Origin of the sequence: Gottfriedia sp. NPDC057991, assembly GCF_042886615.1 — a bacterium.
In the GTDB taxonomy this organism is placed as follows: domain Bacteria; phylum Bacillota; class Bacilli; order Bacillales; family Bacillaceae_G; genus Gottfriedia.
This window is the reverse complement of sequence record NZ_JBHVQN010000001.1, coordinates 390,706-410,590: the sequence shown is the minus strand read 5'-3', so window position 1 is coordinate 410,590 and position 19,885 is coordinate 390,706. Positions and strand designations below refer to the sequence as shown.

The 19,885-nt window shown below is 33.9% G+C and carries 17 protein-coding genes; 3 read left to right on the top strand and 14 right to left on the bottom strand.

Annotated features, from left to right (window positions below; translation table 11 throughout):
- Window positions 1-11 precede the first annotated feature (11 nt).
- The 3 genes from mngA to mreC form a co-directional block, all read right to left on the bottom strand.
- Complete coding sequence (gene mngA / locus ACFVR2_RS01925) at window positions 12-1,949, bottom strand: PTS 2-O-a-mannosyl-D-glycerate transporter subunit IIABC (RefSeq protein WP_387358404.1); 1,938 nt, start codon at window positions 1,947-1,949, stop codon at window positions 12-14.
- Between the two features lie 132 nt (window positions 1,950-2,081).
- A complete protein-coding gene (locus ACFVR2_RS01920) occupies window positions 2,082-2,825 on the bottom strand; it encodes a MurR/RpiR family transcriptional regulator (protein WP_387358402.1) in 744 nt (247 codons plus the stop codon).
- 147 nt (window positions 2,826-2,972) lie between these two features.
- On the bottom strand, window positions 2,973-3,653 hold the full coding sequence (gene mreC, locus ACFVR2_RS01915) for a rod shape-determining protein MreC (RefSeq protein ID WP_387358400.1): 681 nt from the start codon (window positions 3,651-3,653) through the stop codon (window positions 2,973-2,975).
- 252 nt (window positions 3,654-3,905) lie between these two features.
- Here mreC and ACFVR2_RS01910 point away from each other — a divergent pair, with 252 nt between their 5' ends.
- Together ACFVR2_RS01910 and ACFVR2_RS01905 are read left to right on the top strand one after the other, a co-directional pair.
- A complete protein-coding gene (locus ACFVR2_RS01910; RefSeq protein WP_387358398.1) occupies window positions 3,906-4,589 on the top strand; it encodes an EcsC family protein in 684 nt (227 codons plus the stop codon).
- Window positions 4,590-4,807: 218 nt separating this feature from the next.
- Window positions 4,808-5,011 carry a hypothetical protein gene (locus ACFVR2_RS01905; protein WP_387358396.1) on the top strand — a complete coding sequence of 68 codons (204 nt, stop codon included), beginning with the start codon at window positions 4,808-4,810 and terminating at the stop codon, window positions 5,009-5,011.
- A gap of 285 nt (window positions 5,012-5,296) precedes the next feature.
- On the opposite strand, the gene ACFVR2_RS01900 is transcribed toward ACFVR2_RS01905, so the two are convergent.
- Together ACFVR2_RS01900 and mutT are read right to left on the bottom strand one after the other, a co-directional pair.
- Entirely contained in the window at window positions 5,297-5,692 is a 396-nt protein-coding gene (locus ACFVR2_RS01900; RefSeq protein ID WP_387358394.1) for a VOC family protein, read from the bottom strand.
- Between the two features lie 193 nt (window positions 5,693-5,885).
- Window positions 5,886-6,275 carry an 8-oxo-dGTP diphosphatase MutT gene (gene mutT, locus ACFVR2_RS01895; protein ID WP_387358392.1) on the bottom strand — a complete coding sequence of 130 codons (390 nt, stop codon included), beginning with the start codon at window positions 6,273-6,275 and terminating at the stop codon, window positions 5,886-5,888.
- Window positions 6,276-6,936: 661 nt separating this feature from the next.
- Here mutT and ACFVR2_RS01890 point away from each other — a divergent pair.
- A complete protein-coding gene (locus tag ACFVR2_RS01890; RefSeq protein WP_387358390.1) occupies window positions 6,937-9,777 on the top strand; it encodes an immunoglobulin-like domain-containing protein in 2,841 nt (946 codons plus the stop codon).
- A 624-nt stretch (window positions 9,778-10,401) separates the two neighbouring features.
- Here the strand turns inward: ACFVR2_RS01890 and ACFVR2_RS01885 are convergent.
- The 9 genes from ACFVR2_RS01885 to ACFVR2_RS01845 all read right to left on the bottom strand — a co-directional run bounded on the left by ACFVR2_RS01885 (window position 10,402) and on the right by ACFVR2_RS01845 (window position 19,659).
- Entirely contained in the window at window positions 10,402-11,184 is a 783-nt protein-coding gene (locus ACFVR2_RS01885; protein ID WP_387358388.1) for an ABC transporter permease, read from the bottom strand.
- Window positions 11,185-11,190: 6 nt separating this feature from the next.
- Entirely contained in the window at window positions 11,191-11,994 is an 804-nt protein-coding gene (locus ACFVR2_RS01880) for an ABC transporter permease (protein WP_387358386.1), read from the bottom strand.
- Window positions 11,991-12,968, bottom strand: a complete 978-nt coding sequence (locus ACFVR2_RS01875) for an ABC transporter ATP-binding protein (protein WP_387358384.1) — start codon at window positions 12,966-12,968, stop codon at window positions 11,991-11,993. The genes ACFVR2_RS01880 and ACFVR2_RS01875 overlap by 4 nt, the downstream gene beginning before the upstream one ends.
- A gap of 169 nt (window positions 12,969-13,137) precedes the next feature.
- Complete coding sequence (locus tag ACFVR2_RS01870; RefSeq protein WP_387360420.1) at window positions 13,138-14,349, bottom strand: exo-beta-N-acetylmuramidase NamZ family protein; 1,212 nt, start codon at window positions 14,347-14,349, stop codon at window positions 13,138-13,140.
- 203 nt (window positions 14,350-14,552) lie between these two features.
- Window positions 14,553-15,923 carry a PTS transporter subunit EIIC gene (locus ACFVR2_RS01865; RefSeq protein ID WP_387358382.1) on the bottom strand — a complete coding sequence of 457 codons (1,371 nt, stop codon included), beginning with the start codon at window positions 15,921-15,923 and terminating at the stop codon, window positions 14,553-14,555.
- A 453-nt stretch (window positions 15,924-16,376) separates the two neighbouring features.
- A complete protein-coding gene (locus ACFVR2_RS01860) occupies window positions 16,377-17,114 on the bottom strand; it encodes an IclR family transcriptional regulator (RefSeq protein WP_387358380.1) in 738 nt (245 codons plus the stop codon).
- A gap of 243 nt (window positions 17,115-17,357) precedes the next feature.
- Window positions 17,358-18,059 carry an amino acid ABC transporter permease gene (locus ACFVR2_RS01855; protein WP_387358378.1) on the bottom strand — a complete coding sequence of 234 codons (702 nt, stop codon included), beginning with the start codon at window positions 18,057-18,059 and terminating at the stop codon, window positions 17,358-17,360.
- A 67-nt stretch (window positions 18,060-18,126) separates the two neighbouring features.
- Window positions 18,127-18,909: an ABC transporter substrate-binding protein gene (locus tag ACFVR2_RS01850; RefSeq protein ID WP_387358376.1), complete on the bottom strand. Its 783-nt coding sequence runs from the start codon at window positions 18,907-18,909 to the stop codon at window positions 18,127-18,129.
- 27 nt (window positions 18,910-18,936) lie between these two features.
- Window positions 18,937-19,659, bottom strand: a complete 723-nt coding sequence (locus ACFVR2_RS01845; protein ID WP_387358374.1) for an amino acid ABC transporter ATP-binding protein — start codon at window positions 19,657-19,659, stop codon at window positions 18,937-18,939.
- Between the last annotated feature and the right edge of the window lie 226 nt (window positions 19,660-19,885).

Sequence of the window (19,885 nt, the reverse complement as noted above, 5' to 3'; positions counted from 1 at the left end):
TGCCTCCATTCTTATGCTACATTTTGTTGTGATGATTTTACTTGTATATCTTTAAGGATTTTTTGTCTTCTTGTCATGATCAGTAAAATTGTTGAAATGACTGCTCCAATTAAGGCCGCTCCAAACCAAATACTTGCAGTTACTATGGCTGGTTTTCCTTGAAGTAAAGCTAATGAGAAAATCCCAGCACCTGGAACATTTAAACCAATATTAAAGTAAGCAACAATCGCTCCTGTTACGGCCGAACCAGCAATTAATGAAGGAATCACTCGGAGTGGATCGTTAATCATAAATGGAATTGCTCCTTCTGTTATTCCAGCTAATCCAAGTAACCATGTTTGTTTACCAATTTCTTTTTCTTGTTCAGAAAATAGATGTTTACCAATTATCGTTGCTCCAGTGACCGAGAATGCAGAAACCATTTTGACAGATGCAAATGCTGCGTAAGGTACGATATTTCCACTCGCCATTGCACCAATACAGAATGTGTAAGCAGCTTTGTTTACTGGACCACCAAGGTCAAATGAAACCATAGCTCCCAAAATTGCTCCAAGTATTATCGCGTTTGTCCCACTCATTCCATTAAGCCAATCAATTAATCCTTCATTTAAGAAAGCTAATGGCTTACCAATTACAAAAAGCATAATTGAACCAACAACAAGCGTCCCAATTACAGGGTAGAACCAGAAACTAACAAATCCTGCGAAAGTCCCTTTAGGTTTGACTTTTACTTTTAAATACTTTAAGAAATAACCTGCTAGTAATCCTCCAAGCATACCTCCTAAAAATCCACTGCCTATTAAATTAGCCGCGACCCCTGCTGCAAAACCTGGCCCTAATGCTGGTTTATCCGCTATCGAGTACGCCATGTACGCTGATAAAATCGGAATCATGATTTGTCCTAATAAAGAACCACCTAATTGGCGTAATAGCCATAACCATGATCCTTCTGCGGCATATACATCTTGAAGACCAAATGCTTGAGCAATAAAGACTGCCGCTGCTAATGTCATACCACCCGCTACAATGACTGGGATAATATGAGAGATTCCTGTTAAAAGAGAATCCTTAATTTCTGTTTTAATAGATTTGTTTTCTACTTCATGATGTTTCTCTCTTCTTTCGGCCATTTCTGATATAGGCGCACTTCCCACATTTTGGAGAGCTTGTTCTAAGATTCCTTTTGCGTTTCGAATTGGTGCAGCTACAGATGTTTTAACTTTTGGAAGATGATTGAATCGCTCTTCATCTTTTACCGCAACATCTACCGCAAATACAATCGCATCAGCCTTTCTAATCAAATCAAACGAATGGCGATCTTCAATTCCATTTGCGCCTTGTTTTTCAACGAATACATTAATTCCTAATTCATTACCCGCTCTCACAAGTGCCTCCGCTGCCATATATGTATGTGCAATGCCAGCTGGGCAAGCGGTAATAGCTAATACTGTTTTATCACCATTTGGAGAGACTTTCAGATTAGTAGGTTGTAAAGGTGCATCAAGACGACCAAATAGTTCTTTATTTGTTCTTGCATGAAGTAAATTATTTTTATACTCTTCATCTGATAATCTTGTAACCAATTCAGCTAATAAAGTTAGATGTGTTGTACCTTCCTCTTCTTTTGGAATGGCTAACAAAATCACTAATTCAACTTGATTATTCGGATCGATACTCTCCCAATTACCCATTGGTTTCTCAAGTGTAACAATTGCGAACGAAGATTCTTTAACAGATGAAGATTTACCGTGTGGAATTGCTAGACCACCTTCAAAACCAGTAGGTGAAAGTTCTTCTCTTTCCATCACTGCATCGTAAAACTCTTCTTCAGAATGGATTTTACCTTCTGTCGCCAACTTTTTAACTAAGTATTTTATGATTTCTTCTTTCGATGAAAATGACATTTTTGTACTGATTAAAGCTTCTGAAGTTAACTTTTTTAATTGCATTCTTGTAACCCCTTTCATTAGTTAATGGACTACTTTGACTTCATCATAGCAAAAAAAAAATAAGAAGCTCGATACTTCTCATTTTTACACAGTTTTTAGTAAAATTTTATTTTTAGTGTGTATTTATACACATCATTTCGACGCTTTCCAGTAAAATTCAGATAAAGCTCTAAGTACTAACAATAAAGGTGTTTTATCCGTAATGTTGTATTCATTAAACTTTTGATTAGGAGAATAACAATACAAATTAACATCCGCAATTTGTTGTAAAGAATTTTTACTAAAATGTGTCAGTGAAATTAATTTAATTCCTCTTTGTTTTGCAAACTCCGCAATATCCAATACTTGAGCCGTTTCTCCTGATAATGAAATTAAAAATAATAAATTATTTTCTTTAGACTCTAATCTTGAAAGTTCATATAACATATCATGTCGGTGGAAATAATATTCAGCCTGTTTACCAACTACTTTTAGATTTTTTATCATCATTTCACAAAATGGCGCAGTATCACCTACACCAAAGAAAAGTACTCTACGTGCTTCTTGAATTAATTTCGAAGTGAGGACTAACTTATTTTTATCAATTAATCCAATCGTTTTATGAATGTTAAATGATATACTATCCTCTTCTGTAAAAACATCCTGCTTAATAATTTCCTCTTTTAAACTATTCTTCATCTGAGAAAATCCATCAAATCCTAATTTTTTTGTTAATCTCGTAATTGTATTCGGAACAGTATACAATCGAGCAGCTAAATATTGTATAGAGTAGCCAACAACTTCCTCTTTGTTATTAAGGATGAATTCGACTATTTGATCATCCGTATCGTTTAGCTTATATTCATATTTTTGAATTCTTTCTTGGAATTGTAGCATTAACATACACCTACTTTTATGTACTGGGATTATTATGCAAAAAAGAGAACAACACTAACATTGTTCTCTTTTTCTATTGTTCGTTCCTTTTTATTTTTTCCTTAACAATAAGATAACGTACTCTAAGTCGTTTAAATCATATAAAGGTTAAATATATGCTGTTTGATTTAGACCTAAATTATCAATTTTAACTTCTTTTACTTTACCTATTTCAATACCCGGTAAATAGATTCCTCCTAGACCAGAAGTAACAATGATTTCACCAGCTTTTAATTTATCATTTACATTGAAAAGAGTCATTTTTAAATAGCCAGTTTTCTCATCTGCTCCTTTAACTAGACCTTGTAATTGATGATTATTATTTGGTTGGACTGAAATATATGAGTTATATTTCACCGCACTTAATAATTCTACTATTGAACTATTCTCTGAGACTTCGATTACTTTACCTACTAGGCCTTGAGATGTCATTACATTTGTATTTATTTTCACACCATTTTTAGAACCTTTATTAATTTCAACAAAGCTGTTCCAAGTATCAAAATCTCTTTTTGTGACGACCGCTACATCAGTTTTGTAACTTTGACTTTCTTTATATAGTCTTTCTTTTAGCATTTTTAATTCTTTATTTTCAATTTTAAATTCAGTTATATTTGCTTTTAAAGATGTTTCATTACTCATCTTTTCATTTAAATAATCATTTTCTTTTTTAAAATTAAGTAAATCAAGGATATTGTTTGTGTAATTTTGGAATGTCTTGCTTTTTGAAAATAGATACCCACTTGTAATAAGAATAACTATTAGCGCTATAAATATAATTTTTTTCATAAGATTTTTCCTTTTCATACTGATTATATTATGAAGAAATGCGATATCATTTTTAAGAATACCATGAAAAATATTCCAGAAAATTAGAGTAATATGGCAATTTTGTGTTTTAACAATCTTACATTGTAAATTGAATTTCCTTAAAATTTCTCTCACATTTCCCCTTACGTTGTTTCAATATTTTTAATTTTTACAATAAAAAAGAGAAATACAGTATAATATTTCCATAAATACATAAAGAGAGGTGAAAAAATGTCTAAAATACAATCTATCACACACGATGCAATTATGAATGCATTAGATTGGTCCTATGATAAAGCAATTAATGGTGGTGTACCAGGAATGGACTCTGCAATTGAGTTAGCTGATAGTTACCTTCAAAAGGGTGGAACTCTTGAAGAAAAAGTAAAAAGTCTAATCCTATGGCAAAACACTAAAAGTGCCACAAGTGGGTTTTTAACAGGTTTAGGCGGACTTATTACTTTACCTATTGCTATTCCAGCCAACATAACTAGTGTAATTTTAGTTCAAATGAGAATGGTAGCTGCTATTGCTCATATGGGGGGATATAATCTTAAAGATGATCAGGTTAAATCCTTTGTTTATGCATGCCTAGCTGGTAATGGAGCAAAAGATATTCTTAAAAATGCAGGTATTCAAATCGGAAAAAAACTTGCAGTATCAGGCATTAAAAAAGTTCCTTTTGAAGTTATAAAAAAAATCAATCAAGCAGTTGGTTTTCGATTATTAACAAAGTTTGGAGAAAAGGGAGTTATTAATCTAGGAAAAATGGTTCCCTTAGCTGGAGGAATAATTGGTGGAACAGTAGATGCAGTGGCAACTAATACAATAGGGAACGTTGCGTATAAGCTGTTCATTCAAGATTCAATACCTAATAATATAATGGATAATGATTCTGTTATTATAGATATTTAATATAATTCAACTAGACAAGGCATTATTGCCAGGGGGATAGCTACTAGGGTCGTGGAAGTCTCTGATTATTAAGGTGAAGTCGATGATCGGCTATAACGTTGTATTAAATAATAGAGCTACCTTATGATGATGGTTTAAAGGTATGGCAATATATAACGTAAAATTGTATGTTACGAAAAATCTTTTATGTGCTAGTTAGTAAAGGGGGGGAAAACTAAATGGAAGAAAGTAAAGTGGAAGAAAGTAAAGTGGAAGAAAGCAAAAATTTATATCAATTAGGAGAATACCGTTTATGGTTTAATGCGGATTCAGGAGCACTCCGAATGAAATTAGATGGAAACAAAGAATTATATACTATCCCTAAAAACAGTAAGTTGTACGAAAGACTTATTAATGACTTTTTCAGTCAATCGACAAAATAATTTAAAATCGCCAGTTTAAAACACAAATGCCGAATATAATTTTGTGTTTGAACAATTCTAATAGAATCGATTATTTTATTATTCCCAATTGTAGAAATTGAAATATAAAAAGTCAACTGCCGACAGTTGACTTTTGTTTCTGTAAGTACGCTAAAAAAAGAGAACAACTTTAAATTGTTCTCTTTTTCTATAAATATATATACAAAGGTTTGTTTTCGTTCTTAACCATGTCACACAACAAATAAGAGGTCCCCTTATCTATCAATGACAAATCAAACCCATAAATTACTTTGCATTAGCATCAGGTTGATGAATCCCAAAAATATTACCTTCAGTGTCAATGAAGTATCCTTGCCATGCCATTCCAGGAAGTGCATATTTAGGCATTGCTACTTTGCCACCATTTTCAACAATTTTAGCTTCCGTAACATCGTAATTTTCTACTCCCATGGTACATGCATATCCATTTAATGGTTGGTTTGCTTCAGGAGGAGCACTTTGGCGCTGCATTAAGGCACCGTTAATTCCCATTTCGTCCTCATTGCCTGTCACTGCGCCAAAGTATGGCATCCCTGCATATTCACTCCAATCTTGAAACGACCAACCAAATACCTCTCCATAAAACTTCTTTGCACGTTCCATGTTATCAACGTGAATTTCGAAATGAACTAATCTTCCCATATTTTCCTCCTATGTTTTACAAGAATTTTCCTTAACTCATCTAGTATGTACACTTTAGTTGCTTATTTATTATTATATGGGATATGGAAAAAAATTCAAATTCACAAAGTAATATTTCTTTTATCAATTGTTCGACATCATTCTAAATTATTTAGTTTTATTGTTAATCGATCAGCAATAACTTATATACTTTTTATCTAATCAATTTCTCAACCGTAGGAAGGTCAGCTGGTGCCCACTCAAGTTCCTTTAAATTAGAAATTTCTTTCCATTCTATCTTCGCATGCTCATTAGCTACTGGCGCACCGCTTATAATCTTGGCTTCGTATGTTATCAAATTTACAATTATATTTGGATACTCATGAATGACATCTTCAACTAAATCAGCTATAGATATTTCGCAGCCTAATTCTTCTTGTATTTCACGAACCAACGCCTCTTCAGGTTTCTCGTTCTTTTCAATTTTTCCTCCTGGAAATTCCCAGCTATTTGGCATGCTCATCTCAGGTGAACGTAAGGCACATAGTATTTGATTTTGATTGTTTCGTATGACTGCTCCGACTACTTTAATTTGTTTTTTCATTGTTTTCAAAAATCCTTTTTATTCAATAATATAGTTATTAATTGCACTGTGCATTAGACAGCCTATCTAAATTGAATTAAATCCAATTTTGGATGAAATAAACCATCACTTATTAGTAAAATTGATTTTTAATAGAATGTATTTATATATCATGAATATCTTTCCACTTTATCTGTTCCATTTACAACAGAATACCCATCACCTGTATTAGCCATACTTTCATGAGTTTAAATATAGAGTGATCTGTGTTACTACGTCAAAACTCCGTAAACTTTATCCCAATTACCCCTAAAATTTTACTTACTTTCATTTCAACTACCTACCTTATTCACAAAAATGACTCATTATAAATTGCATCTTCCTTTTAAATTCTATTTATTTTTTACCATATAATAATTAACTAGAATAAAAAACTGTCTTTAAAAATATTTTTGAACCCTAAGTTCTTTATATAGAATGTTACCATTACACATTTCAATTAGTTGGTTTAAAATGATTAAGTAACATAAAAATATCATCATATGAATGGAGGGTTTCTTGTATGTCAGCAATTTGGATTGACGAGGAAGAGGTTTCAATTAAAATAGAAATCTAATAAACTGGTTACATATTTTAAATAGGAGTAATAAACAAAAGAGGTTTTCGAAGGGATGAATTTAAAATGGTTCTAAGGTCAATAAAACTAATGGTTGCATTCGCATTAACATTCGTTTTTGTATTTGGCAATATAATATCCGCATTCGCTGAAACAGATATCACACCACCTACGATAAAAAATATCAGTTTTGATAAAACGGTAGTTCGACCAGGGGATACGATTCTAATACAAGTTGAAGCGGAGGATTTAGAATCAGGTATAGGTGACAAAGTTTCTGATAAAACAATGATGTTAAAAGGACCAGGTAGTTTAAATATATCCAACTATATTAATCTAACTTATAACGCAAGTACCAATAAATACGAAGCAAGATACCCGATACCATCTAACGCTACAGACGGAACTTGGTCTGTCTATTATATAAACTTCGCAGATAAGGTTGGAAATCACTTCGGAGCGTATCTAAATGAAGGAGACAAACTTTATAAAACGTTTATGGTAGATGAAGGAAGTAAAGATACAACACCACCTAAAATTAATGGTATCAGTTTTAACAAAACAGTAGCTCAACCTGGGGAAACAGTTCTAATACAAGTTGATGCGGAAGATTTAGAATCAGGTATAGGTGACAAGGGTTCTGATAAAACAATGATGTTAAAAAGTCCTGGTAGTTTAAATGTATCCAACTACATTAGTCTAGCTTACAACGCAAGCACAAATAAATACGAAGCAAATTATACGGTGCCAACCAACGCGGTAAATGGAACATGGGCAGTGTATTACATAAACTTTGCTGATAAAGTGGGGAATCACTTTGGAGCATATCCAATAGTAGGAGACCCGCTATATAAAACGTTTACAGTCATTAATGGTAGTGATGATATTACACCTCCAACGATTAAGAATATTAACTTTGATAAAAAAGCGGTCCGCCCTGGTGATTCCATTTTAATTCAAGTTGAAGCTGAAGATTTAGAATCAGGTATAGGTGATAAGAATTCAGATAAAACAATGATGTTAAAAGGACCTGGAAGTTTAAATGTATCCAACTACATTAGTCTAGCTTACAATTCAAGTACAAATCGTTACGAAGCAAAATATACTGTACCTGAAAACGCAATCTATGGAACTTGGTCTGTTTATTATCTAAATTTTGCTGATAAAGTAGGCAATCATTTTGGAACTTATCCAATCGCAGGAGACCTATTATATAAGACATTTAGAGTGAATGATGATATCGTGCCACCGAATGTACCTACGATAGATGAAATAAATGACCAATCAACTATTATAACAGGAACTGCAGAGGTAAATTCTACCATCACCGTAAAACTAGGAAGAAATATAATCGGTACAACTAACGCTGGTAGTGATGGTAAGTTTTCGTTTTCCATTAATAAACTAAAAGCAGGCACAATCGTAACAATAAATGCTACTGATGTAGCTGGGAATGAAAGTGAAAATGTAGATATAACTGTAAAAGATGTAACTGCACCAAATAAACCAATCGTAGATGAAGTGACAGACAAAGCGGTAGTTGTGACAGGTTCCGCTGAAGCAAATTCAACCGTACTTGTAAAATCAAATTCTATTACGTTAGGGACAGCAATTGCAAAAGATAATGGAACTTTCTCAGTTTATATTCCTCTGCAAACTGCAGGGAACAAATTAACCATAATTGCTACTGATGCTGCAGGTAACGTAAGTACAGGAACAAATGTCATAATAAGGGATACAGTGAAACCAATTATTGTCGGAGCAGATGATAAAGTTATTAACGTTGGTGAACTGTTTAATAACTTACAAGGTGTGTATGCAACAGATAATAATGATGGTGATATTACAGCGAATATCCAAGTAAGTGGAACGATAGACAATACTAAACCAAATGTTTATACATTAACATATCGTGTGAGTGATTCATTTGATAATGTCACAACCGTTAATCGACACATTACGGTCATTGATTTGGTTAAACCTATTATTTCAGGTATTGAAAACACATCCATCAATATCAATACACCATTTGATGCAAAGAGAGGGGTAACCGCTCAAGATAATGTAGATGGTGATGTTACGAAATCAATTCAGATTATAGGTAGTGTTAATACAAATAAAAAAGGCGTATACAACTTAATTTATACAGTAAGAGATACATCAGGTAATACCACAACTTTATCTAGAAACGTAACAGTAATCGATAACATCAAACCTGTTATTACTGGAGCGACAAATAAATCGATAAATATTAATTCAACTTTCAATCCACTTACTGGTGTCACAGCACAAGATAATGTGGATGGGGTTTTAACGGATGCTCTTAAACTTACAGGTAGTGTAGATACAAAGAAAGTAGGTACTTACAAACTCACTTATACAGTAAGTGATTCTTCAGATAATAAAACAACTTTAACTAGAACGATAACAGTAATTGATAATATCAAACCAATTATTTCAGGTGCGAGTAGTAAAACCATTGCATTTGGTTCTATCTTCAATGCACTAACAGGAGTTATAGCGAAAGATAATGTGGACGGAGATTTAACGAAAACGATAAAAGTAACAGGAGTTGTTAACACGAAGAAAAAAGGCATTTATACATTAACGTATACTGTTAGTGATAAATCTGGAAATAAAACTATCATTTCACGAAAAATTACTGTTAAAGATATGACAAAGCCTGTTATTTATGGAGCGACAACTAAGATCATTAAATTGAATTCAAGTTTTAATCCAAGAGCGGGTGTGACTGCTAAGGATAATGCAGATGGAGATTTAACAAAATATATCAAAATTACGGGCACGGTAAATACAAAGAAAAAAGGAACTTACACATTAACGTATACTGTTAAAGATTTTACTGGGAATACAACTGTGGTCTATCGAAAAATTATTGTTAAATAAACTTTTTTTAAGCGAAAATTTACTATTTGTTTTCAATATAAATCTTCAATGATATAAATTTACAGCTAAATAACAAAAAAGACATCAATTAGAATTAGTTTTGATGTCTTTTTTTTAAAATTAGATAGTTCATTTCAATAGTTTTTCTATAGTTATACCCAATAAGAAAACTAAAATATTCACGTATAGTTCATTTTTGTTTAAATAAAGTCAAATGTAAATCTGTTAACATTAAATTATATCTAGAGTTAAGATTAAAGAAAGACCATTTTTAATAAAGGAAGATGCCAATGAAAACACTGTCACAATTTCAAAAATTATTCTTTTTAATTTGGATCCCTTGTATAATAATTGGATACATTTCTTTGATTAAAGAAGATGGCTTTACTATTTCTATTTGGTATCAGATTATCCTCGCGTTATCAACTTTGATCTTTAGTTATGCTAGTTGGAAAGATAGAAATCTCACAAGATTTATAATTAATGTTAGCGTATGTTTAACTGTTTCAACCTCAATATTGATTTATTACATATAGTTCTAATAAAATATTACGATTCTATAAAATGTTTAATGTTCTTCAATAAAATAACGCAACCCAATTAATGGATTGCGTCTTTAAAGTATTACGAACCTGTCGATCGATAATGCCTTACTCCAACCTGCCAAACTAGTAAACAAGGTATAATAAAAATAATCCCCACTACTGGCGATAACATATACAGATACGCTTTCCCCTCCGTCTTATCTAGAATGTACATTAAAGGTAAGTAATTCACACATCCAAATGGGATAACAAATGTAAAAAATTTTGTTACCCATTTCTGATAAATATTTAATGGATATTGTGCCATCTCTCTTCCGCCATCAGTAAAAATATTAACCACTTCGAGACCTTGTATTGTCCAAAAGCACATCGTAGCAGCAAGGATAAAGATTCCGGTAAAAATAAAGACTCCGCTAATAATCATCAAAATAACAGTTACTACTTTCATACTGCTCCATTCGATAGAGAGATTATTTAATGCCCATATCAAAACAAATAAACTCTGAAGCAATCTACCAATTCTAGTAAACTCGAATTTAGAACCCATAACCTGAACAATTGTACTTCTTGGACGAACAAGTACTCGATCAAAACTTCCGCTAGCTACTAGACTAGAGAAATTGTCAAATCCACGGGCAAAACATTCACTTAAGGCAAAGGCCATATGGATAATCGCAAAACAAAGCGCAACCTCGTAAAAAGTCCATCCTTTTATTTGTCCAAACCGTTCAAATAAAAAGTAAAGACCTGCAAACATCGAGAATGGGATTAAAAACTGGCCAATTGTTAGTAGCCAAAAAGATGTGCGGTATTCCATTTGTGATTTAAAGAGAATAAGTAGATATTTAAAATATAGTCTCATATTGGGTCAACCTCCTTGGACCACGACTCTTCGTAAGGCTTTATTAAAGGCGATTTTTCCTAGCCAAACAAGTAAACATAGCCAAACAATTTGTACAACGATACCGATTAAAGCTTCATTTTGAGGTATATTACCAGAGTACACTCGAAATGGAAAATCAGCTGTCCATCTAAACGGTAGGAAATTAGCTAAAGTCTGAAGCCACGCTGGCATTAGTGGAATTGGAATTGTTAATCCAGAGAAAAATTCCCCAATTACCCCAAACAGTAACAAGGAGCCTATAGGAGACATTGTCACAAATACTGAAATATAAATAAACATCGAAATCGAAACAAGAAGAAGTAAGCCAAAAATAAGGGCAAACAAAAATAACACAAAGGTTAAGACACTTGGTGGTAACGTCATTTTATAAGGTTGAGGTAATAAGAATGCAACAAGTAGAATTGGGAAACACCGTAGAATTGCACTCGACAGGCGTTGGGCTAAAAGTTTTGAATACCAAAATCCGTAGATTTCACATGGTCTACAGAGCTCGTATGCGATATTCCCAGTTGTAATTAAATCAAAAAGCTCATTATCACGAAACCACAGCATAATGAAAGCTAAAAAGGATTGTTGTAACCATAAGTATGTAATGATTTCTTTTAAGGAAAGTGGTTGAGAATGTACTGTTTGACTATAAAAAGCTTCAAAGATCATGATGTACATAAATCCCCAGAAAAACTGTGTTGCTACCCCCGCCAATGCTGCTGAACGATATTGCATTCCATTCATTAATCGTAGTTTTAGTACAGATACATATGGCTTCATATTTGAAACTCCTTATATAAATCTACGATAATTTCTTCAATCGGTTGTGCTTCAATCGTCACATCAAGTAGATCAACCTTACTTGATAAACTGGAAATCACATCAGATATTTTAACTTGTTCAATATCTAAACTTAAAATTGCCCTTTCAGGAGACCATGAAATCATTGTAGTTCCAGGAATTTTAAATGGATTTGAGTCCGCCTTATAATCTACCGTAATCGTTTTATGAGTCCCAAAATGTTTTCGTAATTCAGTCAAGTTCCCATCGAATAATAGACTTCCTTTACCGATTAAAATAACCCGATCAGCTAAAGCTTCAATATCATTCATGTCGTGTGTTGTAAGGATAACGGTAACGCCCTTTTCTTTATTTATCCTTTTAATGAACTCGCGTACGGCAATTTTTGAAACAGCATCTAGTCCAATAGTAGGTTCATCCAAAAATAAAATTTTAGGACTATGTAGTAATGATGCAGCGATTTCACAACGCATCCTTTGTCCTAAGCTTAATTGTCGTACAGGTGAGTGTATTAGACTTTTTAAATCGAGTGTTTCAACAAGTAGATCAAGATTATCTTGATATTCGTTTTGAGGGATTTTATAAATATCACGGAGAAGCTCAAACGAGTCTATGACGGGTACATCCCACCACAATTGAGACCGTTGCCCAAAAACAACACCGATATGTTTAACATAGGAAGCCCTTTCCTTCCATGGAGTGTATCCCAATATGTTACACGTCCCTCGATCTGGAACCAAAATTCCGCTCATGATTTTTATCGTTGTAGATTTCCCTGCGCCATTCGGACCAATATAACCTACGATTTCCCCCGGTTCAATAGAGAAAGAAATATCATTCAACGCTTCAACAATCGTATGCTCACGATAAAAAAGCCCCTTCACTGCCTGCCTAATTCCTGAAGAACGTTTCGCTACCTTGAAGGATTTACTTAAACCATCTACTGTAATCAATTTTTTCGCCTCCTAACTTTTTTTGACTGGAAGAAAAATACTATCATCATAATATCTTCGCGTCAATATTTTTTTCAGTTTATTCGGTAATTTTAGAAAAATAAATTTTTACAAGTAGATGGCAACAAAAAAAGCATGAAATATATTAATCTCATCCTTTTTTAGGAAATCACTTATACATCAAATACTTTTTTTGAACCTTCTTAAATTCATCCAGTTCCTTCTGGTATTTATTCATGATGTCTGTAACGGAATCTCCATCGAGAATCATTGGCCTGATCCAGTCGTTTCCGATTAATTTATCAAAGAAGTTGTTTGATAGAAATTCAAAATCATTCGGGTACATGTCATGAATTGTTTTAATGATATGAAGTCCTGTTGAGACCGCTTCTAATTTTTCTCGATCCGTGACATAGATTTCAACACCATGGCTCAGTTTTCCCGCATGTTTTGAAAATATTGGTATAAAGGATGCCGCTCTGAATTTTACACCCGGAAGTCTTAATGCGTTCAGCTTTGCTGCAAGGTCTTTTCCATTAATATAAGGTGCGCCGATTATTTCAAACGGCTTGGTTGTTCCGCGTCCTTCTGACACATTTGTACCTTCAATTAGACCAGTTGCTGGATAAATAAATGTTGTTGAAACTGTTGGCATATTAGGTGATGGTAAAACAAAAGGTAGTCCCGTTTCGTCGTAGTCCATGGAACGTTTCCAGCCTTTCATTTTGACGACTTTTAAATCTGCTCCAATTTTATATTGTTTATTGAAGAAAGTAGCGAGTTCTCCTACTGTCATTCCATGCTTTGTTGGTATTGGGTACAAGCCAATAAAGGATGAGGAGTCAGGTTCGAGAACAGGACCGTCAACTGAAAGTCCACCTAGTGGATTCGGACGATCAAGTATTACAATTGGAATATCGTTTTCTTTTGCAGCTTCTATTGCATATGCCATGGTATAGATATATGTGTAGTGGCGTGTACCCACGTCCTGTATATCAAAGAGAAGTAAGTCTACATTTTTAAGCATTTCAGCTGTTGGTTTATTTGTTTTTCCATAGAGGCTGTATACAGGTAGTCCAGTTTTATCGTCAATATACGATTCTACATAACTTCCAGCCTGGGCATCACCGCGAACTCCATGCTCAGGCCCGAATAAAGCTGTTAGTTCGATATCTGGATCCTCATACAACAAATCGACAATGCTGTTTAATTTTGAGTCAATACCCGTTGGATTGGTAATTAAGCCGACTTTCTTTCCTATTAAAAGTTCTTTCTGATCAGCTAAAAGTACTTCAATTCCAGGAGTTACTTTATTCTTTTTCTTATTTGCAGAAACATCTTTTTCGATAGGCCATGTACAAAGGGCAAGTACTAGAATCATAATGAGCAAAAATACTCGTTTCAATCTCCCCCCTCCTCTACTTATCGGGTAACTGATATAGATTTTGATAAGCTCAAATTTTCACTTATAGCCGTAGCTATCATTCTTCACTATTTTCCCGTCTTTTATGACAAATAGGACTGCTAAACTAGCAGCCCTTCTTTTTCAAATTTTCTGTTCTCCTGCTTACATGTAAACTTAAATTACTTGAATTCAGCAGCCATTTCATCTTTAAATCCGAATAAGTAAGTAAAAATAAAGCCAGCTACATAGGAGATAATCACTCCTGTTAAGTATAATAAAATCTGATTTGTATGAACTAAGAATGATAGTGGAAGTCCTGAAACACCGACAGCAATTGTAGCGATATGGAAATGAGCCTGAAATGCTCCTCCGACTCCAGCACCTAAACATGCCGTTAAGAATGGACGTCCTAGCGGAAGCGTTACACCAAAGATTAATGGTTCACCGATTCCGAGCATTCCTGATGGAAGTCCCCCACCAATCGCACGTTTTAAGCTTTTTTTCTTCGTTTTAAAGTAAATTGCAAACGCTGCTCCGACTTGACCCGCTCCACCCATCGCAAGGATTGGTAGTAATGGGTCATCTCCAATGGAGTTAATTAATTCAAGATGAACTGGAGTCAAACCTTGATGGAGCCCAGTAACGACTAGTGGAAGGAATGTTGCGCCAAGTACAAATCCAGCTACAACTCCTCCATAATCAAGAACATTCAATAGTCCTTTTGTGATTGCATCTGATACATAACCGCCAACAGGCATAAACACAAGGTATGTAACGATACCTGTAATTAATAACGCTATGGTAGGTGTGAGAATAATATCTAGAGATTGCGGTACAAATTTTCTTACTTGCCTTTCAACTAAAGCGATGAAGATTGCAGCAAAAAGAACCCCAATTAACCCTCCACGCCCAGGAAGAAGATTGTGCCCAAACAAAGAGATATCTGCAACTCCAGGGTTGATAACAAGAATACCTGCCAATGCCCCAAGCGCAGGTGATCCACCAAATTCCTTTGCTGCATTTATTCCGACTACGATTCCAAGATAAGCAAACAGACCCGATCCGATCACAGTTAAAATAATAGCTAATTTTGAATCTGCTGCAAGCCATTCTGCCTGAACAATTGCTTTTGTTATACCGGTTATTAATCCTGAAGCTACTAGAGCAGGAATTAACGGAATGAAAATACTTGCGATCCTACGTAAAAACAATTTAAAAGGTTTTGCATTCTTTCTATCAATCTCTGATTTGTTTTTTGAAGCTACATCATTCAGATCAAAATCATCTGCAGCTGCAAGCAGTTTATCAAACTCTGCTGCAACTTTGTTTACAACGCCAGGTCCGAGTATGATTTGAATCGTTTCTTCTTCTACAACTCCTAGAACCCCTTCTGTCTTTTTGATTGCCTCTATGTCTACCTTTGAATGATCTTTCGAAGCTACGCGTAGTCTTGTCATACAATGAGTGGACGTCGAGACATTATCCACTCCTCCAAAATGCTCTAATAATTGTTCGGCAATTAATAAGTATTTGCTAATCCCCTTTGCCATCTTTACAACTCCTTTTAATTTAACAAGTTAATTAGTTTAAAAGATATACTCTAACTCCTGAAATAGATTTGAATTAATTATGACAATTGTCGGTATTGCTAGATTGATAGTTTTTCAAATGGTTTATCCTCCCCCTTTCTTGTTCTTTTCTGAAAGAATCTCGAGTCTATCTGACCAATCAACACACTAAAAAGTAACATTCATAGTTTATTACCATAAACAAAATTTCGAATTTTACATTAAAGATTTTGAAATTTTATTTTAAATTTTACGCTAATGATATCGCTTTTATGACAAGGTATTAATAGGAAAAAGTATTAAATGAGAGAATTGATAATGAGGATGAATCGTATTTAGATGCTTATAGTAATTTCCGTTAGAGTTAAACCAAGTATGATTTTATAAAAAAATAGACGCATCCCATTTTACTGGAATACGTCTATAAGGTATCACCTATATTTTCCCTATTTTCTTTGAAATTTCTTCCGCTGCTTTTATTACTTCTTCGATCAAGAACGGAATACGTTCCTGAGTAAATCGAAATCCTGGTACATTCACGCTTAAAGCAGCAAGTACTTTGTTGTTGTATCCAGTAATTGGTGCCGCAATAGCCGCCGTATCCTCTGTTTTTTCATTTTGACTGATTGCATAACCTTTTTGTCTGATTTCGACCAGTTGTTGTTTTAAAATTGATATTGAATTAGGTGAAAGATTTAGCTGATCTAGTACTTGTTGAATTTCATGCTCTTTCATATAAGCAAGAATGGTTTTATTGGGAGCACCAATATGTAGTGGAATTCGGATACCCAAATTTTCAGCAATTCTAATTTTTAAAGGACTGTCAATTTTATCAATCACAATTCCGTCTATACCACTCTCAATATTTAAATAGATACTTTCCTCTACTTGTTTTGCTAAACGCTCCATTACTGGTCTTGCAACTAATCTGAAATCCATTTTATCTAATTGACGGAGACCAAGCTCCATCCATTTATACCCTAACTTGTAATGCTTGGTTTCAGGTATTTGTACAACAAGTCCGTGTTGGATTAAAGCGTTTAGTAATCGGTGAAGCGTACCAAGAGATAGAGATGTTTTTTCCGATAATTCGGTGATTTGCCAATTACTTTTGGATTCATCCGAATTTAGGACATCGATAATAAGCATAGCTCGGTCAATTGATTGGACCATGATCATAACTCCTATGACTCTTCACTTCTTATCTTGGGGAGTCTGTTCAAAAATCTGGGAATATTCCCCGTTAGGGAGATTCCCGTTCATTACGTACTTGTAGTATACGTACGTTTCTTTAAAGATGCGTTGACTTGAGTATCTCAGCCCTTCATGTTTACATTTCGAACTTGCAAATGAATAATTGTGAGAGTAATTTTTTACATCTATCATACAAGTTTATAGTCTGATTTTCCAAGTAATTTACAACTTGATTGATTCTAATGATGCATTAGACTTATTTTTTCTTATTTTTCGTTTTTTATTACGACTCACATCCAAAGAATCTTCAAGCTTTTTAACTCCAAACGTAATAATTAGTACAAGTGCAAGATAATATAAACCTACTACAATATATGTATTCATTTGTTCAAAGTTAGAGGCAGCCTCACTAAGTCCTGCTCCCCATAAATCTTGCATCCCTACATATGCTACAAGTGAAGAATCTTTTAATCCAATGATAAACTGATTACCAAGAGTAGGAATCGCTATTTTAAATGCTTGAGGTAGCACAATCCTTCTCATCGCTAAAGGTTGGGACATCCCAAGAGAACGAGCAGCTTCCAATTGCCCTTTGTCAATTGATTGAATTGAACCACGAAAGATTTCAGCAATATATGCTCCACTATGCACACCTAGCGCTATTGCACCAGCCCAAAACTGCGAAAATGTAATAATACTAGAAAGTCCGAAATATAAAATTGCGATTTGAACAATAAGTGGTGTCCCACGAATGACCGTGATATAGAGATTAGCAATATAATTAAGCACTTTAATACGGGAGAGTCTGAAAAATGCAAAAATAAGTCCTATTCCGCTTCCCAAAATAGTAGATACGATTGTCAATTTTAACGTTAATAAAGTTGCTACTAAAAATACATGAAATGTATTTAATAATATATGCATGATGAACCTCACCCCTCATCTTGTCCTAAAAAATCTTAGGCTCTTATTTTACTCTAGTATTCTATTATTATTTTTCTTCAAGAATATTGCGACCAAACCACTTTTTACTAATTTTTTCGTAAGTTCCATCTTTAATAATTTCATCTAGAGCCTTATTAATTTTCTTCTCAAGTTCTTTATCATCTTTCCTTACAGCAATTGCTTGATTATCGTGAGTTAGTGGTGTGCCAACATCTTTAATCTTAGCCTTACCTTCTTTAATTACTCTAAAGCCTACCATCTGATCCGTAATTACCGCATCTAGTCTACCAGTTGGAAGATCCATTATAGCCGTTAGATCACTATCATAATCAACAACATTTTCTTTTCCAGTATATTTAATCGCTAAATCTTTATATGGGCTTGCTTTTACAACGCCAATTTTCTTCCCTTTTAAATCCTCAGCAGATTTGATTTCCTTATTATTATCAGCGACAAAAATCTGAGAACCTGAAATATAATATGGATTACTGAAATCAACCACTTTTAATCGTTCATCAGTGATCGTCATACTTCCTAAAATCGCATCATACTTATTTGATATTAATCCTTGTACAATTGTTTCCCATGGATTTGTTACTGGTACAGCTTTCATTCCCATTTTATCTGAAAGAGCTTTACCAATTTCAACATCAAATCCAGTAAGCTTGCCATCTTCTTTAAAATTAAATGGTTTATATAAACCACTCATCGCATAATGAAATTCTTTTGAATTCGCTTGACTTCCAGTTTTATCTGCCCCACATGCACTTAGAAACATTGCCCCTGCTATCATTGAAGATAATAAAATACCATGCCAATTCTTTTTCATTACACATACCTCCATCATTTTTTTAAATTATAAAATACTATTAAGAAATTGTTTTGTTCTTTCATTTTGTGGATTTTCAAAAAACTGTTTAGGTGTACCCTCCTCTAAAATTAGACCTTCCTCCATGAATAAAACTCGATCCGCAACACCTCGAGCAAATCCCATTTCGTGAGTAACGACAACCATTGTCATTCCTTCACTTGCTAACTGTTTCATAACCTGAAGAACCTCTCCGACCAGTTCGGGATCCAAGGCTGAAGTAGGCTCATCAAACAACATTACCCTTGGGTTCATCGCAAGTGCACGTGCAATAGCAACCCTTTGTTTTTGTCCTCCTGATAACATTTCTGGATATTCATCAGCCTTATCTGTCAGTCCAACCTTCTCTAGCAAAACATAAGCAATCTCTTTTGCTTCACTCTTTTTCATTCCTTTAACATGAATAGGAGCTTCAATAATATTTTCTAAAACAGTTTTATGCGGAAAGAGATTGAAGTGTTGAAAAACCATCCCAACCTCCGACCGAATTTTATTCAAATCTGTTTTGCCAGGTTGAACCAATTCACCATCAAAATATATTTCTCCCTTATCATTAATCTCTAAGAAGTTTAAACATCTCAAAAGGGTACTCTTTCCCGATCCGCTTGCTCCTAATAAAACAACCACTTCTTTTTCTTGAATCGTTAAATCAATTCCTTTTAATACTTGTAAAGGCCCAAATGATTTACTTACACTTTTGATCTTAATCATATTGTTTCAACCCTCCCACCGAGTAATTAACAACACTTTTTCCACAATGCGGAAACCATTTCTATTTTATTAACATTATACACAATTCTGACTATTCCGTCATTAAGTAATTTTATTTCGCCAATTTTGTACAATTTTCATAAGTCAATGTTACAAATCTTTCCAATCACCTAAACTAGGCGAATGCATATATTGTTAGCCAATATATGTAACGAAAGGGGGCTGT